Annotated in this window: 16 protein-coding genes; 13 read left to right on the top strand and 3 right to left on the bottom strand. The window is 69.6% G+C overall.

Going from position 1 to position 16,035, the window contains the following annotated elements:
* The first annotated feature begins 52 nt into the window (after window positions 1-52).
* Genes HHL11_RS31770 through HHL11_RS31750 form a run of 5 tightly spaced genes read left to right on the top strand, consistent with a single transcriptional unit; the run spans window position 53 to window position 5,203 of the window.
* Window positions 53-1,024, top strand: coding sequence for an ABC transporter substrate-binding protein (locus HHL11_RS31770; RefSeq protein ID WP_169422633.1), 972 nt, complete (start codon window positions 53-55; stop codon window positions 1,022-1,024).
* Window positions 1,021-2,001, top strand: a complete 981-nt coding sequence (locus HHL11_RS31765; RefSeq protein ID WP_169422632.1) for an isopenicillin N synthase family dioxygenase — start codon at window positions 1,021-1,023, stop codon at window positions 1,999-2,001. Before HHL11_RS31770 ends, HHL11_RS31765 begins: the two co-directional genes overlap by 4 nt.
* A 51-nt stretch (window positions 2,002-2,052) precedes the next feature.
* Complete coding sequence (locus HHL11_RS31760; RefSeq protein ID WP_169422631.1) at window positions 2,053-3,699, top strand: isovaleryl-CoA dehydrogenase; 1,647 nt, start codon at window positions 2,053-2,055, stop codon at window positions 3,697-3,699.
* 11 nt (window positions 3,700-3,710) lie between these two features.
* Complete coding sequence (locus tag HHL11_RS31755) at window positions 3,711-4,655, top strand: glutathione S-transferase family protein (protein WP_169422630.1); 945 nt, start codon at window positions 3,711-3,713, stop codon at window positions 4,653-4,655.
* Between the two features lie 2 nt (window positions 4,656-4,657).
* Complete coding sequence (locus tag HHL11_RS31750; protein WP_169422629.1) at window positions 4,658-5,203, top strand: methylated-DNA--[protein]-cysteine S-methyltransferase; 546 nt, start codon at window positions 4,658-4,660, stop codon at window positions 5,201-5,203.
* On the opposite strand, the gene HHL11_RS31745 is transcribed toward HHL11_RS31750, so the two are convergent.
* Complete coding sequence (locus tag HHL11_RS31745; protein WP_169422628.1) at window positions 5,200-5,922, bottom strand: GntR family transcriptional regulator; 723 nt, start codon at window positions 5,920-5,922, stop codon at window positions 5,200-5,202. The two genes, HHL11_RS31750 and HHL11_RS31745, sit on opposite strands and share 4 nt — an antisense overlap.
* Before the next feature lie 134 nt (window positions 5,923-6,056).
* Here HHL11_RS31745 and HHL11_RS31740 point away from each other — a divergent pair, with 134 nt between their 5' ends.
* The 4 genes from HHL11_RS31740 to HHL11_RS31725 are packed head-to-tail and all read left to right on the top strand — an operon-like array spanning window position 6,057 to window position 8,924.
* Window positions 6,057-6,218: a hypothetical protein gene (locus HHL11_RS31740; protein ID WP_169422627.1), complete on the top strand. Its 162-nt coding sequence runs from the start codon at window positions 6,057-6,059 to the stop codon at window positions 6,216-6,218.
* Window positions 6,179-6,829 carry a tripartite tricarboxylate transporter substrate-binding protein gene (locus HHL11_RS31735; protein WP_169422626.1) on the top strand — a complete coding sequence of 217 codons (651 nt, stop codon included), beginning with the start codon at window positions 6,179-6,181 and terminating at the stop codon, window positions 6,827-6,829. Before HHL11_RS31740 ends, HHL11_RS31735 begins: the two co-directional genes overlap by 40 nt.
* 17 nt (window positions 6,830-6,846) lie before the next feature.
* Entirely contained in the window at window positions 6,847-7,947 is a 1,101-nt protein-coding gene (locus HHL11_RS31730) for an L-talarate/galactarate dehydratase (protein WP_169422625.1), read from the top strand.
* 17 nt (window positions 7,948-7,964) lie between these two features.
* Window positions 7,965-8,924, top strand: coding sequence for a Bug family tripartite tricarboxylate transporter substrate binding protein (locus tag HHL11_RS31725; RefSeq protein WP_169422331.1), 960 nt, complete (start codon window positions 7,965-7,967; stop codon window positions 8,922-8,924).
* A 7-nt stretch (window positions 8,925-8,931) separates the two neighbouring features.
* Here the strand turns inward: HHL11_RS31725 and HHL11_RS31720 are convergent, their stop codons facing one another.
* Window positions 8,932-9,651: a DUF1223 domain-containing protein gene (locus HHL11_RS31720; RefSeq protein WP_169422624.1), complete on the bottom strand. Its 720-nt coding sequence runs from the start codon at window positions 9,649-9,651 to the stop codon at window positions 8,932-8,934.
* 97 nt (window positions 9,652-9,748) lie between these two features.
* Window positions 9,749-10,435 carry a hypothetical protein gene (locus HHL11_RS31715; protein WP_169422623.1) on the bottom strand — a complete coding sequence of 229 codons (687 nt, stop codon included), beginning with the start codon at window positions 10,433-10,435 and terminating at the stop codon, window positions 9,749-9,751.
* Window positions 10,436-10,589: 154 nt separating this feature from the next.
* Between HHL11_RS31715 and HHL11_RS31710 the strand changes: the two genes are divergently transcribed.
* Genes HHL11_RS31710 through HHL11_RS31695 form a run of 4 tightly spaced genes read left to right on the top strand, consistent with a single transcriptional unit; the run spans window position 10,590 to window position 16,034 of the window.
* On the top strand, window positions 10,590-12,914 hold the full coding sequence (locus tag HHL11_RS31710) for a Tex family protein (RefSeq protein ID WP_169422622.1): 2,325 nt from the start codon (window positions 10,590-10,592) through the stop codon (window positions 12,912-12,914).
* A gap of 5 nt (window positions 12,915-12,919) precedes the next feature.
* Window positions 12,920-13,849 (top strand): PEGA domain-containing protein, encoded by a 930-nt coding sequence (locus tag HHL11_RS31705; RefSeq protein ID WP_169422621.1) that lies wholly within the window; start codon window positions 12,920-12,922, stop codon window positions 13,847-13,849.
* Window positions 13,846-14,946 carry a serine/threonine-protein kinase gene (locus HHL11_RS31700; protein ID WP_169422620.1) on the top strand — a complete coding sequence of 367 codons (1,101 nt, stop codon included), beginning with the start codon at window positions 13,846-13,848 and terminating at the stop codon, window positions 14,944-14,946. The genes HHL11_RS31705 and HHL11_RS31700 overlap by 4 nt, the downstream gene beginning before the upstream one ends.
* A gap of 11 nt (window positions 14,947-14,957) precedes the next feature.
* Window positions 14,958-16,034, top strand: a complete 1,077-nt coding sequence (locus tag HHL11_RS31695; protein WP_169422619.1) for a patatin-like phospholipase family protein — start codon at window positions 14,958-14,960, stop codon at window positions 16,032-16,034.
* The last annotated feature ends 1 nt before the right edge of the window (window position 16,035 follow it).

Below are 16,035 nucleotides of genomic sequence, written 5' to 3'. Positions count from 1 at the left end.
GGCCTGGGCACGCGTTTTGCGATGCCCCTTCATCCAACTCCGAGGAGTCCCGATGAAGGTGCATGCATCCCTGTTCGCCGCGCTGGCGGCGCTCGCGTTCAACGTCCACGCCGCCGAAAGGGTCCGCTTCGGCCTCAGCTGGGTGGCCGAGGCCGAACACTGCGGCTTCTTCCAGGCCAAGGCGGCCGGCCTCTACGACAAGGCCGGCCTGGACGTCGAGATCGTCAACGGCGGGCCGGACCGCAACCTGCCGCTGCAGATCGGCGCCAACGACCTGCAGCTGGCCATGGGCTCCAGTTTCACGACCCTGCACATGCTGCAGAACGGCGTGCCGGCCGTCACGGTGGCGGCTTTCTTCCAGAAGGACCCGCAGACGCTGGTGGCGCACCCCGACCAGGGTGTCGCGAAGCTGCAGGACCTGAAGGGCCGCCAGATCATGGTGGCCAAGTTCTCGCAGCAGGAGTACTGGCAGTTCCTGAAGCGCAAGTACGGCTTCGTCGACGACCAGCTGCGGCCCTACACGTATTCGGCCGCGCCGTTCCTGGTGAACCCGCAGGCGGTGCAACAGGGCTACATCACCGAGGACGCGATGCTGCTCGGCAAGGCCATGCCCAAGCCGCCGGTGTCCATCCTGCTGGCCGACTACGGCTACAGCAACTACCAGGACACGGTGTTCGGCACGCGCGCCTGGGTCGAGGCGCATCCGCAGGTGGTGCAGGCCTTCGTGGACGCGACGCGCGCCGGCTGGCAGCAGTGCCTGAACGGCGACTACACGCCGGCGATGAAGGGCATCCTGGCGATGAACCCGGAACACGGCGAGCCGCTGTTCCACTTCAAGATGAAGCAGATCAAGGAGCGCGGCCTCGTCGACAGCGGCGACGCGAAGACGCTGGGCCTGGGCGCCATGACCGATGCGCGCTGGAAGGACTTCTTCGAGGTGATGTCCGCCTCCGGTGTCTACTCGGCCAGCCTCGACTACAAGGCCGCGTACACCTTGCGCTTCGTGGGCAAGGCCGCGCAATGACGGCCGCCGCGCTGGCGGTGCCGGTCGTCGACCTCGGCGCCTTCGCGGCGGGCGACGCCGCGCGACGCGAGGACGTGGCGCGCGCGTTCGGCCGCGCGCTGGAGGAGGCGGGCTTCGTCACCATCGTGCAGCACGGCGTGCCCGCCGACCTGGTGCGTGCCACCTATGCCGGTGCGCGCGGCTTCTTCGCGCTGCCTGAACCGGAGAAGCGCCGCTACACGCCGCCCGAGAGGACGAAGGGTCGCGGCTACCTGCCGCTGCGCATCGAAAGCGTCGCGGCCACGCTGGCCGGCCGCACGCCGCCCGACCTGTGCGAGGCGCTCGTGTTCGCGTCGCTGCAGCGCGAGCGGGCCGGGCTCGGCCTGCCCAACTACTGGCCGGACCAGCCTGCGGACCTGGGACGCAACGTCCAGGCCTGGTACGACGCCATGTTCGGGCTGACGCAGCAGCTGATGCGGCTTTCCGCGCTCGCGCTGGACCTGCCGGAGGACTTCTTTTCGGGCTTCTACCGCGAGCCGTCGCTGACGCTGCGCTTCGTCAACTACCCGGACCAGGAGGAGCCGCCCGAGCCCGGGCAGCTGCGCTATGGCGCGCACCACGACTACGGCGGCCTCACTGTCCTGCGGCAGGACGAAGCGCCCGGCGGCCTGCAGATCTGCGACCGCGAAGGCCGCTGGCACGACGTGCCGCCGCACCCGGACAGCTTCGTCATCAACGTCGGCGACCTGATGGCGCGCTGGACCAACGGGCGCTGGCGGTCGACGCTGCATCGCGTGGTGAACCCGTCGCGCGAACTGACCGGGTCGACGCAGCGGCTGTCGATGGTGGCCTTCACCGGCCCGAATGGGGCCAGCGAGATCGCGGCCTTGCCGTCGTGCACGAGTGCGGACAACCCGGCGCGCTACGAACCTGTGAACGCGTCGGCTTACGTGCAGGCGAAACTGGCGGCTTCGCACGACCTGCCGGCGACACGCTGAGGCTGCAAGGTGGGCGATACTCGGGTGGAACGTTTCCCCCGAGGATCCGCCATGGCAGAGTACGCCACGCACGAAGTCTTCAACCAGCCGCAGCCGTTGGTCGACTACGACCTGTTCGCCACCAACCGGCCGCTGCGCGATGCGCTGCGTTTCAACGCGCCGCAGCTGGACACGGCGCCCCTGCAGGCGCTGGGTCGCCTCGCCGGCAGCGCCGAGTACCAGCAGCACGCGCGGCTGGCCAACGTCCACACGCCTGAACTTCATACGCACGACCGCTTCGGCCACCGCATCGACGAGGTGGAGTTCCATCCCAGCTATCACGCGCTGATGAAGGCGGCGGTTGCCGCCGGACTGCACGGCACGCCTTGGGCCGGGGAGGGCGCTTCGCCGCATGTGTTGCGTGCCGCCGGCTTCATGCTCTTCACCGAGCTCGAGCCGTCGATCCTTTGCCCGATCTCGATGACCTATGCGGTGACGCCGGCACTGCGCAGCAACGCCGCGGTCTACCGCGACTGGGGCCCCAAGCTCACCAGCCGCGGCTACGACCCTCGGCTCGTGCCCTGGCGCGACAAGCCGGGCGTGACCATGGGCATGGGCATGACGGAGAAGCAGGGCGGCTCGGACGTGCGCGCCAACACGACGCATGCCGAGCCGGACGGCAACGACGACTGGGGCGCGCGCTATCGCGTCACCGGCCACAAGTGGTTCTTCTCGGCGCCGATGTGCGACGCCTTCCTGGTGCTCGCGCAAACGGCGTCAGGCCTGAGCTGCCTGTTCCTGCCGCGCGTGCTGCCCGATGGCAGCCGCAACGCCCTCCGCATCCAGCGCCTGAAGGACAAGCTGGGCAACAAGGCCAACGCGAGTTCCGAAGTGGAGTTCCAGGGCGCCACTGCCTGGCTGGTGGGCGAAGAGGGCCGCGGCGTGCCGCAGATCCTGGAGATGGGCACGATGACGCGCCTCGATTGCGCGCTGGGCACCAGCGGGCTGATGCGACAGGCGCTGTCCATCGCCTTGAACCACACCGAGCAACGTTCCGCCTTCGGCAAGAAGCTGATCGAGCAGCCGCTGATGCGCAACGTGCTCGCCGACCTGGCGCTGGAGAGCGAAGCCGCGACCGCGCTGGCCCTGCGCCTGGCGCGTGCCTTCGACCAGCGCGGCGACGCGCACGAGGCCGTGATGGCGCGCCTGCTCACGCCCATCGCCAAGTTCTGGATCTGCAAGCGCGGCAGCCACTTCGCCCAGGAGGCGATGGAATGCCTGGGCGGCAACGGCTACGTGGAAGAGGGCGGCGAAGGCATCATGGCCCGCATCTACCGCGAGATGCCGCTCAACTCCATCTGGGAAGGCGCCGGCAACATCATGGCGCTGGACCTGTTGCGCGCGCTGCGCAAGGCGGACGCTGCCGCGGCCCTGGCGCAGGAACTCGCGCCGGCGAAGGGCATGCACGCGGCGCTGGACCGCCTGGCCGCCAGCCTGCCCGCGCGGGTGGAGGAGATGGCCACCGAGATCGAGGCGCGCCGCCTCGCGCAGGACGTGGCGCTGGCCGTGCAGGCCGCGCTGCTCGCCCAGCAAGCGCCCGGCGAGGTGTTCGCCGCCTTCTGCGATTCGCGCCTGGCCGGCAACTGGGGCCAGGCTTTCGGAACCTTGTCCGCCGGCAGCGCCTTCGACACGATCCTTGCCCGCGCCACGCCCCATTGAAAGAAGAAGACATGCAAGACCTGATCCTGCACAACTACGCCAGCTCGCCGTTCTCCGAGAAGCTCCGCCTCGTCCTGGGCCACAAGAAGCTGCCCTGGAAGTCGGTGCTGGTGCCGCCCATCATGCCGAAGCCGGACGTGGTGGCGCTCACTGGCGGCTACCGCCGCACGCCGGTGCTGCAGGTCGGCGCCGACATCTACTGCGACACGGCCTTGATCTGCGACGTGCTGGAGCACGTGCGGCCCGAGCCCACGCTGTACCCGCCGCACCTGAAAGGCGCCTGCCGCATCTTCGCGCAGTGGGCCGACTCCACGCTGTTCTGGGCGGCGATGGGCTACAACCTGCAGCCCAAGGGCGCGGCTTTCGTCTTCGGCAAGGCGCCGGCCGGCACCGCGGAGGCGTTCGGCGCCGACCGCAAGGCCATGAGTTCCAACCTGGTGCGGCTGCGTCCCGGCGACGCGACCTCGGCCTACCGCTCCTACCTGCGCCGGCTTGCCAACATGGCTGACGAGCACGACTTCCTGTTCGGCATGGATCCTTGCGTGGCCGACTTCGCGGCCTACCACGGCATCTGGTACACGCGCACGCAGGTGCCGGTGTTGATGGACATCTTCAGCGCCACGCCTTCGGTGGTGGAGTGGGCCGAGCGCATGGCCGCCATCGGCCACGGGGCGATGACGAAGCTGGGCGCCGAGGACGCGATCGAGGTCGCGAAAGCGGCCGAGCCGGAAGCGCCCGGCGCCAACCTGCTGATCGACAGTGCCTTCCAGGACGACCACGGCCTCCGGCTGGGCAGCCGCGTCAGCATCACGCCGGAGTCCTTCGGCACCGAAGCGACCGAGGGCGAACTGATCGCCGCCACCCGCACCCACTACAGCCTGCGCCGCCACGACCCGCGCACGGGCGTCGTGCACGTGCATTTCCCGCGGCTCGGCTACGTGCTGAAGGCTGCCTGAAAGTGGCTCGCGCCCTCGGCTGCTGCATTTTCGATACGGCGATCGGGCCGTGCGGCATCGCCTGGGCCGAGGACGTCATCGCCGCCGTGCAGTTGCCCGAGACCACGCGCGCCGGCACGCTCGCACGCATGCGGCGCCATTCCGGCGAAGTGCCCGAGTCGGAGCCGCCGCCCTTCGTGCAGCGCGCGATCGAGCGCGTGCAGCGCCTGCTGGAAGGCGAGCACGACGACCTGTGCGACCTGCCACTGGCCCTGGACACGGTGCCGGAGTTCCATCGCCGTGTCTACGAGCTCGCGCGGGCGATTCCGCCCGGCGAGGTGCTGACCTATGGCGAAGTGGCGCAACGCCTCGGTGATCCGGGAGCGGCGCGCGCGGTGGGCCAGGCGCTCGGATCGAACCCCTTCGCGCCGGTCGTGCCCTGCCATCGCGTAATGGCCGCGGGCGGCCGCTCGGGCGGCTTCTCCGCCACCGGCGGCGTGGACACCAAGCTGAGGATGCTGGAGATCGAGCGGGCGCGTTTCGGCGGCCAGCCCGGGCTGTTCGACTAGGCGGAGCCGGCCAGGCGCTCACCTGTCGCTGGTTGCGGCTTCATGCGCTGGCGGGCCGCCTGGATGTGGCCTTGCACCGCTGCCTCCGCCGCATCGGGGTCGCGCGCCTCGAAGGCCGCGATGATGGCCCGGTGTTCGTCCACCGCGGCATCCGAGCCCAGCTTGTTGCTGTCCGGAACGATGGACATCCGTGCCACCAGCAGCACCAGTTGCAGCTCGCGATAGGCCGCGGAGATCACCGGGTTGGCGGCGCTGTCGACGAGCGCCTGGTGGAAGGCCTGCTCGAGCTCGAAGTAGGCCCGGTACTGCTTGTAGCTCACGCCCTTGGCCCGCATCGCGGCCATGCCGTCGGTGGCCTTGCGCATGGCCGCCAAGGAGTCTTCGTTCGCCAGCGCCGCGCCTACCCGCGCGCCATGGCTTTCCAGCACGGTGCGGAACTCCAGCAGGTGCTTCATCTGCGCTTCGTCCGGCACCGGCGCCACGCGGAAGCCCGTGTTGGCCTCGAACACGACGAGCCCTTCGCCCCCGAGCTTCACCAGCGCCTCGCGCAGCGGCGAACTGCTGACGCCGCATTCGCGCGACAGGGCGTCGATGTTCAGGCGCTCGCCGGGCCGCAGGCGCTGGTCGAGGATCTGGCGCTTGAGTTCGTCGTACGCCAGTCCGGCCAGCGAGGTCTTGACCAGCCGCAGCCCGGCGGCGGGGGTCTTGGAGGTTGCCATCCGGCGATTATGGCGCGCCGGGCGAGCATCGTCATTCCACGATCGCGGATCAACGATCGTGCACGATATTGACTTGTACGCCGATCCGGCCGCAGAATCCGTGGCATTCGCGGTGTTCGCGATGGAGACAATCCTTGAACTCACCTGCCAGCCGCGCCAAGCGGCTCAGCCTCGCGGCGGCCCTTGCGCTGCTCGCCCTGCCGATCCTGGACACGGCCCAGGCCGCGTCCTCGGACTACCCGAAGAAGTCCGTCCGGTGGTCGTTCCGTATCCGGCCGGCGGCCCCAACGACCTGATCGCCCGCGTGCCGCTAGTGCTGTCGGTCAACCCCGCACTGAACGTCAAGTCCGTGTCCGAGCTGATCGCGCTGGCGAAAGCGAAGCCGGGCCAGCTGCAATACGCGTCCTCGGGCAGCGGCTCCGCGACCCACCTGGCCGCCGAGGCCTTCAAGATGCAGGCCGGCATCGACCTGCAGCACATTCCCTACAAGGGCAGCTCGCCCGCCATGAACGACGTCATCGCCGGCCACGTGCAGGTGGTCTTCGATTCGCTGGGTTCCACCATGCCCTTCATCCAGGCCGGCAAGCTGCGCGGCCTGGCGGTGACCTCGGCGAAGCGCTCGCCGGCGGAGCCCGGGCTGCCGACGATCTCGGAGTCCGGCGTGCCCGGCTACGACATCAGCACCTGGTATGGCCTGTGGGCCCCGGCGGGCACGCCCAAGGCGGTCGTGGACCAGCTCTCGAACGAGGTGCACGCCATCCTCGAACTGCCCGACGTGCGCGAGCAGCTCACCTCGCGCGGCATCGACCCCGTCGGCAGCAGCGCCGCCGACTTCCTCAACTACAACGCCTCCGAGTCCACCAAGTGGGCGCGGATCGTCAAGGCCTCGGGCGCGAAGCTCGATTGAACGCAGGACTGCATCGCATGGACCCCATCCAGACTGTCGAAGTCGCCCTCTACCAGGTACCTCTCAAGAAAGCCGTGAGCGACGCCAAGGTGCTCACCGGCCGCCAGCGGCCGTTGGCGCACGTGGACCTGCTCACCGCCACCATCGAAACCGTGAACGGCGCGCGCGGCTTCGGCTTCAGCTACTCGCTGCGCGCCGGCGGCTCCGCCTTGTTGGCGCACGCCAAGGACCTGGCCGGCGCGCTCGTGGGCGAAGATCCGAACGACATCGGCCGCCTGTGGGAAAAGCTCGCGTGGCTGGGCGCCTCGGTATCGCGCACCGGCGTGTCGGTGCAGAGCATCGCGGCCTTCGACGTCGCGCTGTGGGACCTGAAGGCGAAGTCGGCCGACGTCTCCATCGGCAAGCTGCTCGGCGCCTACCGCGAAAGCGTTCCCTGCTACAACACCTCGGGCGGCTACCTGAATGCATCGACGTCCGAGGTGCTGGCCAACGTCGACCGCTCGCTGGAGCTCGGCCTCGGCGGCATCAAGCTGAAGGTCGGCCAGCCCGAGCTGAAGAAGGACATCGAGCGCGTGGCGGCCGTGCGCAAGCACGTCGGCGATGACGTGCCGATGATGGTGGATGCCAACCAGCAATGGGACGTCACCACCGCCTTGCGCGCGGGCCGGATGCTCGACCCGTTCAACCTGGTCTGGCTGGAAGAACCCACCAACGCCTACGACTACCGCGGGCACGCGCAGCTGAAGGCCAAGCTCGACACGCCCATCGCCACGGGCGAGATGCTGAGCAGCGTCGCCGAATGCGGCGAGCTGATCAGGCACGACTCGGTCACCTTCCTGCAGCCCGACGTGCCGCGGGTCGGCGGCATCACGCCGTTCCTGAAGATCGCCAACAGCGCGGACCTGAACCGCCTGAAGCTCGCGCCGCACTTCGTGATGGAGATCCACATCCACCTGGGTTGCGCGTATCCGCACGAGGCCTGGGTGGAGCACATCGAATGGCTGGAGCCGGCCTTCAACGAACGCCTCGAGATCAAGGGCGGGCAGATGTTCCTGCCCCAGCGCCCCGGGCTGGGCTTCAGCCTGTCCGAAGAGGCGGCGCGCTGGCGCGTCGCGTGAATCGCAGGAGACCTCACTTGAACAAGATCCTTCTTGCCCTGGCGGCGACGCTGCTTCCCCTGGCCGTCATGGCGCAGGCCTATCCCTCGCGCCCGGTCACGCTGGTCGTTCCCTTCCCGCCGGGTGGCGGCACGGACACCGGCGCGCGCCTGATTGCGCAGGCGCTGTCCACCAGGTGGGGCCAGCCGGTGGTAATCGACAACCGCGGCGGCGCCGGCGGCATCGTCGGCGCCGACATCGTGGCCCGCGCCAAGCCGGACGGCTACACCTTGCTGATGGGGAACGTCGGCACGCAGGCGATCAACCCGCCGCTGTACGGCAAGCTGCCCTACAACCCCGAAAAGGCCTTCGCGCCGATCTCGCTGGTGGCCGACCTGCCGATCGTGCTGGTGACGTATCCCGGCTTCAAGGCGACCAACGTCAAGGACCTCGTCGCGCTGGGCAAGGCCGAACCGAACAAGTACACCTTCGCCAGCTCGGGGACGGGCAATTCGACGCACCTGGCGGCGGAGATCTTCATGGCCGCCTCGGGCGCGAAGTTCCTGCACGTGCCCTACAAGGGCGGCGGCCTCGCCAACACGGACGTGATCGCCGGCCACGTCGACATGCAGTTCACCAGCATCTTCGGCTCCACGGGCTTCATCAGCTCGGGCAAGTTCCGGCCGCTCGCGGTGTCGAGCGAAACCCGATCACCCGCCTTGCCCAACGTTCCCACGCTGGCAGAGGAGGGCGTGAAGAATGCGGAGATGGGCTCCTGGCTCGGCGTCCTGGCGCCGGCCGGCACGCCGCAGCCCGTCATCGACAAGATCGCGGCGGACATCCGCGAGGTGGTCAACTCCAAGGAAGTGCGTGACACGATGATCGCGCAGGGTGCGACCCCGCGCACCAGCACGCCGGCCGAATTCGCCGCGGTCATCGCGCAGGATCTCCAGCGCTTCACGGCGCTGGTGCGCAAGCTGAACATCCACGCGGAGTGATCCTCTCCTAGGAGCAGGACAGGCTCAGCGCCTGCAGCGGCTTGCCGCCCTTCAGCTCCGTGACGACCAGGTTCACCTGCTGCGCATGCCCCGGCGTGGCAGCTACCGGCCGGAACCTCAGGGCCTGCGCGCCCTGGTAGTTGCCGGCCGTCACGTATTGCCGCACGACGAAGTCGTGCTTCAGCGCCTCGCCGGCGTTCTCGCCGGCGGTGACCTTGCTCGCGTGGCCGTGCTCGGTGACGGTCCAATACGCGGCCCAAGACGCGTTGGGCGACTGCGGGATCACCTGCGCCTGCACCACGTCCGCGCCCTCGCGCGTGAGCTGGATCGCCACCGTCGCCGGCTCCGGCTTGGCCGGGAGCGCAGCGCCGTAGTCGCGCCAGTCGCGGCCATCGCGCACCAGCTGCGGCGTGTAGAGCGTGAACTCGTGGTTGTTCGCGGCCACCTCGCGCTGCCGGCCCGTGTACGCGGGCGTGGCGAAGCGGTCGACCCAGCCCTGCGAGTCCCAGTAGCCGACGTGGAAGGCCTGGACGACCACGCGCCCTTGCGCGGCGGCGTCTTTCAGGCCCGAGATCCAGTGGTCTGCCGGCGGGCAGGAACTGCAGCCTTCGGAGGTGTAAAGCTCGATGACGGGGGTGCGGGTGGCGGGCGAGGAAGCGTGGCAGGCAGGCTGCTGCGCCTGGGCCGCGCCGGCGGCCAGCAGGAAGGCGAGGGTGGTGTGATTCATGGCGGGGCTCCCGTGGATGTGTCCACGTAGCGTGCGCAGCTCGCTGCGCACCGGCCGCAGTATGGCCGCGGCCGACCCCGCCGCAATTACGCCAGGATTAGAACCACTTCCGCCAGCCGCTTTCGGCCGGCCGATCGCTCGCCATCGCGCGTTCCTCGCGCTGCTGTTCCTGGCGCACGGCCTGTTCCTGCCCGGCGCGGGCGCGCTCCTGCTCGGCACGGGCACGCAGCTGGTCTTCGCGCAGTTGCGCATCCCGCAACTGTTGCGACTGGCCCGTTTCCGCGCGCACGGCCGGGGCCGCCACGCCGCTGGCGAAGCGCGCGTCCAGGCGATGCTCCAGCTCGGTCAGGCGCGCGGCGACGGTGCGGTTGACCTGCTCCAGCTGCGTGCGCAGCTCGCGCTGGCTCTGGACCATGGCTTTCTCGAACTCGGTCGCAGCGACGGAGTCGCGCTCGCGCAGGTCGCGCAGCTGCGAGTCCAGGTGCTGCCGCAGGTCGGTAAAGCGCGAGGCCTCGGCCTTGTCGGCCAGCGTGCGCTGCTGCTCCAGCGTCTTGTGGTGGTTGCGGTAGTCCACCAGCGCCTGCGTGCGGATGGTGGCGGCGCTCAGCGCGAAAGCGACCGCCGCCAGGGCCAGCAAGGCCAGCAGGATGGCGCCCATCGGCGCGTCCGTGACGAAGAGGCCGAAGGACAGCGGCGCGGTATGGACGATTTCACCCCAGTTCAGGGCGGCAAAGGCGGCAACCAGCAGGATGGCGACCACGAGGAGGATGGCACGGGTGCGCATGGGGATTTCTCCTAGGGGGACTGTTGGTTTCCATTCTCTGCCGTGGCTGTTTTGCACATGTCGGACCAGGCCCTGTTTCCCTGTGCGGAGCGTGTGGCAAACTCGCGCGCTTTCAGGTTCTCCGTTCCCCGCGCTTCCCAGCGCCAGTTACAGAATGCAAAAGATCCTGCGGCAGATCGCCGCCGAACTCCGGGTGCAGGAAAGCCAGGTCCGCGCCGCGGTCGAGCTCCTGGACGGCGGGGCCAGCGTCCCCTTCATCGCCCGCTACCGCAAGGAGGCCACCAACGGCCTCGACGACAACCACCTGCGCGAACTCGAAGCCCGGCTCGCCTACCTGCGCGAGCTGGAAGAGCGCCGCGCCGCGGTGCTCAAGAGCATCGAGGAGCAGGGCAAGCTCACGCCCGACCTGCGCGCCGCCATCGAGGCCGCGCCCACCAAGCAGGAACTGGAAGACCTCTACCTGCCCTACAAGCCGCGCCGCCGCACCAAGGGCCAGATCGCCCGCGAAGCCGGCATCGAGCCGCTGGCCGACCTGCTGTGGGCCGACCCCAGCAAGGACCCCGCGGCCGAAGCCGTGCCTTTCGTGAAGGCAGAAAAGGGCGAGGGCGGCGAGGACTTCACCACCGTGCCCGCGGTGCTGGATGGCGTGCGCGACATCCTGTCCGAGCGCTGGGCCGAGGACGCCGCGCTGGTGCAGAACCTGCGCGAGTGGCTGTGGACCGAAGGCCTGCTGAAGTCCAAGCTCGCGAGCGGCAAGGACGAAAACAACCCGGACATCGCCAAGTTCCGCGACTACTTCGAGTACGACGAGCCGATCGGCAAGGTGCCTTCGCACCGCGCCCTGGCCGTGTTCCGCGGCCGCCAGCTGGAGACCCTCGAAGTCAAGCTGGTGCTGCCGGTGGAGCCCGAACCGGGCAAGCCTTCCATCGCCGAAGGCAAGATCGCCTTGCACCTGGGCTGGAGCCACAGCGCCCGCAAGGCCGATGACCTGCTGCGCAAGTGCGTCGCCTGGACCTGGCGCGTGAAGCTGTCGCTGTCCACCGAGCGCGACCTGTTCGCCCGCCTGCGTGAAGACGCGGAGAAGGTCGCCATCAAGGTGTTCGCCGAGAACCTGCGCGACCTGCTGCTGGCCGCGCCCGCCGGACCGCGCGTCGTCATGGGCCTGGACCCCGGCATCCGCACCGGCGTGAAGGTTGCCGTGTGCGATGCCACCGGCAAGCTGGTCGATACGTCCACCGTGTACCCGCACGAGCCGCGCCGCGACTGGGACGGCTCGCTGCGCACCCTGGCGCAGCTGTGCGCCAAGCACGGCGTCAACCTCATCGCCATCGGCAACGGCACCGCCAGCCGCGAAACCGACAAGCTGGCCGGGGAACTGTGCAAGCTGCTGGGCGGCGAGATGCAGCGCGTGGTGGTCAGCGAGGCCGGCGCCTCGGTCTACTCCGCCAGCGAATTCGCTTCGCAGGAACTGCCCAACGTGGATGTCAGCCTGCGCGGCGCGGCGAGCATCGCGCGCCGCCTGCAGGACCCGCTGGCCGAACTGGTGAAGATCGAACCCAAGTCGATCGGCGTGGGCCAGTACCAGCACGACGTGAACCAGAGCGAGCTGGCCCGCATGCTGGACGCGGTGGTCGAAGACTGCGTGAACAAGGTCGGCGTCGACCTCAACACCGCCAGCGCGCCGCTGCTGTCCCGCGTCTCCGGCCTGTCCGGGACCGTGGCCAAGGCGGTGGTGCAGTGGCGCGAGAACAACGGCGCCTTCAAAAATCGCCAGCAACTCTTGCAGGTGAGCGGCCTCGGGCCCAAGACTTTCGAGCAGAGCGCGGGCTTCCTGCGCATCCGCGGCGGCGACAACCCGCTGGACATGACGGGCGTCCACCCCGAGACTTACCCGGTCGTTGAGAGGATCCTCGAAACCGTGAAGAAACCGGTGCAGGAACTGATGGGCCGCGCCGAGATGCTGAAGACGCTGAAGCCCGAACTGTTCTCGAATGAGAAGTTCGGCGTGATCACCGTCAAGGACATCCTGGGCGAGCTGGAGAAGCCGGGCCGCGATCCGCGCCCGGACTTCAAGGTCGCGCGCTTCAACGAAGGCGTGGACGACATCAAGGACCTGCAACCCGGCATGGAGCTGGAAGGTACGGTCAGCAACGTCGCCGCCTTCGGCGCCTTCGTCGACCTGGGCGTGCACCAGGACGGCCTGGTGCACGTGAGCCAGCTGTCGCACAAGTTCGTCAACGATGCGCGCGAGGTCGTGAAGACCGGCGACATCGTCAAGGTGAAGGTGCTCGAAGTGGATCCCGTGCGCAAGCGCATCAGCCTGACGATGAAGCTGGGCGCCCCGGTGGACAAGCGCCGCGACGGCCCGCGCGAGAACCGCTTCGAAGGCGCGGCGCGCGGCCAGCGCGCCCCGAACAACCCGGCCATCGGCGGCGCCATGCAGGGCGCCTTCGCCAAACTGCAGGGCTTGCGAAAATAAACGTCATGTCCGCTATCCCGGTCCCGGCCAGCGTGTTGTTCCTGCGGATGCGCGCTTTCCATGGCCAGCCGGTCACGGAACAGGCGCAGCGCCGCGAACGCCTGCTGGCCGCGGTCAAGCAGGCGTTGGCGCCCTGGCAGCCCGAGGAACGCGTGGTGCTGGAAGCACCGGACGGCCTGGCCGTCGTCGGCCGGGGCGACCCCTGGCAGGCGCTGCAGGCCGCGCGCGAGGCCGCGGCGTCCTGCGAGGACGTCGCCATCGGCCTGCACTACGGGCCCATCAAGGCCGAAGCCGACACCCTGGCCGGCGCCCGCGTCGCGGGCGAGGGCCTGGAGACCGCGGGTGCGGTGGCGGGCTTCGCCACGCAGCATCCCATCCTGGCTTCGCTGCCCTTTCGCCAGGCGCTGGCGGCACGCTGGCCGCAGCGCGCCAAGACCTTGCGTCCGGCCGGCGATTTCGTCGACGAGCGCCTGCGTTCGCACGCGCTGTATGCCTTCGAGCCGGGAAGAGCGCGCCGGCGCGCGCTGTGGGGCCACCTGTTCGCCGCGGTGGGCGTGGCCCTGATCGTGGCCGCCGGTTTCGCCGGCCGCTGGCAGCGCGAAGAGATGGAGGCCGCCAGCCGGCCGGGCACGATCGCGCTCGAAATCCATCCGCAAGGCGAGATCTACGTCGACGGCGAGCTGAAGGGCGTGTCGCCGCCGCTCGCGCGGCTGTCGATCCCGCCGGGGCCGCACAGCATCGAGCTGCGCAACGAGCACATGAAGCCCGTCGTGATGGACGTGCAGCTGGCACCGGGCGAAGAGCTGGAGCTGAAGCACACCTTCGAGGCGCCGAAGCCGGCGCCGGCGCCGAAGCGCGTGGCGCCCAGGCAGCCGCAATCGACACAGGCCAAGGCCATCGACAAGGTCAAGGGCTGGCTGGACAAGCTCAAATGAACCCGCCGCCCTTCACTCATTTCGGCCGCTATCGCATCCTCGAGGAACTGGGACGCGGTGCCATGGGCATCGTGTACCTGGCCGAAGACGAGTCGCTGCAACGCCGGGTGGCCGTCAAGGCCATGCTGCTGCCGCCGGACGCCGCCGAGCGCGACGAGCAAGAAGCACGCTTCCGCCAGGAGGCCAAGGCCGCCGGCGGCCTGAGCCATCCGAACATCATCACCATCCACGACCTCGGGCGCGAAGGCGACTGGCTGTACATCGCGATGGAGCTGCTGCGCGGCACCGAGCTGAAGACGATGATGACAGTCGGCGCCATGCCCTTGCCGCTGGCCCTGGACATCGCCGCGCAGGTGGCCGAAGGCCTGGCCGCGGCGCACTCGCACGGCGTCGTGCACCGCGACATCAAGCCGTCCAACATCATGGTGATGGACGGCCGGCACGCGAAGATCATGGACTTCGGCGTCGCCCGCATGCAGGCGTCCGAGGTGCGCACGCGCAGCGGCGTGCTGCTCGGCTCGCCCAAGTACATGTCGCCCGAGCAGGTGGGCGGCCACGCGGTCGATGCGCGCAGCGACATCTTCTCGCTGGGCAGCATGCTGTACGAGATGGTGACCGGCCAGCCCGCCTTCGGCGGCGCCGAACTGGGCAACCTGCTGTACGACATCCTGCACGGCCAGCCCACGCCGGCCAGCCGCCACAACCCCGCCGTTCCGCAGATGCTGGACCTGGTGTTGGCCCGCGCGATGCAGAAGAACCCGGGCGCCCGCTATCAGGACGCCCGTGAGATGGCGCGCGACCTCGAGGCCTGCCTCGGCGGCGCGCCGGCGCCCGTTCCGGTCGGCGCGGCGACGGTGGCGGACGCCACGCTGTTCTCTTCGACCGTGCGGGCCGATGCCACCGTCACGCTCGCTTCCCCGGTGCTGGCCCTGCTGCCCGCCGTGCAATTCGATTCGCGCGCGGCCCTGCAGTGCCTGCTGAAGCCGGAAGCGCAAGCCGCTGCGGGCGCCGGCGGCGGCGCCTTCCTGCGCAAGCTGGCCTGGCCGCTGGTCTACGTGGCGGCGCTGGCCGGCGCCGTCGCGATCGCGCTCACCTGAAACGATCCATCGTGCGAGCCTTGCGCATCTACGCCGGTCCGGCGGCCCGGCGGCATCTCGAACAGCACGGCCTGGTGCCGGCCGACGTCGGCGTGGTGCCAGCCGCGGCCGGTGGCCCCAAGGGCCTGATCCTGGGTCCGCTGGACCGCTTCCTGTTCGGCGACTGGCTGCCGCAGGCGACGCACCCGGTGCACCTGGTCGGCGCGTCGATCGGCGCCTGGCGCATGGCCACGGCTTGCCTGCGCGACCCGCTGCCCGCCTTCGAGCGGCTGGAGCGCGACTACATCGCGCAGGACTACGAGCTGCCGCCCGGGCGCAAAACGCCGACCGCGGCGCACGTCAGCGAGCGGTTCGCGCAGAGCCTGGAATCCTTCTACGGCGGCCGCGTGCAGGAGGTGCTGTCGCATCCGCGCTTCCGCCTGCACATCGTCACCGCGCGCGGGCGCCACGTGCTGCGGCGCGAGCACCGCGTCGCCACGCCGCTCGGCTACCTGGGCGCCTTCGTCAGCAACTCGCTGCACCGGCGCGCCATGGGCGCCTGGCTGGAGCGCGTCGTGTTCTCGACGCCGGAGCAGGGCAGGGCGAGCACGCTGCCTTTCGGCACCGACGACTATCCGACGCGGCAGGTGGTGCTGAGCGAAGACAACTTCCAGCCGGCCTTGCAGGCGAGCTGCTCGATTCCCTTCGTGCTGAAGGCGGTGCACGACATCCCCGGCGCCCCGCCCGGCGCGTACTGGGACGGCGGCATCACGGACTACCACCTGCACCTGAAGTACGGGACCAACCTGGTGCTGTACCCGCACTTCCAGAAGGCGGTGATCCCGGGCTGGCTGGACAAGGCCCTGAAGTGGCGGCACGGCGCCACGGCCTTCCTCGATTCGATGGTGGTCCTGGCGCCTGATCCGGCGTGGGTCGCGCAGCTGCCCAATGGCAAGCTGCCGGACCGCACCGACTTCCCGCGCTACGGCGCGGACCTGCAGGCGCGGGTGAAGGCGTGGAGCACCGCGACTTCGGCGGCGCAACAGCTGGCGGATGAATTCGCGGCGTGGGTCGCGCAGCCCGACCCGTCGCGCGTCGAGGCCTTGTGAA

The organism is Ramlibacter agri (genome assembly GCF_012927085.1).
Taxonomy (GTDB): domain Bacteria; phylum Pseudomonadota; class Gammaproteobacteria; order Burkholderiales; family Burkholderiaceae_C; genus Ramlibacter; species Ramlibacter agri.
The sequence above is the reverse complement of the archived record's forward strand: the minus strand, read 5'-3'. Positions and strand labels throughout refer to the sequence as shown.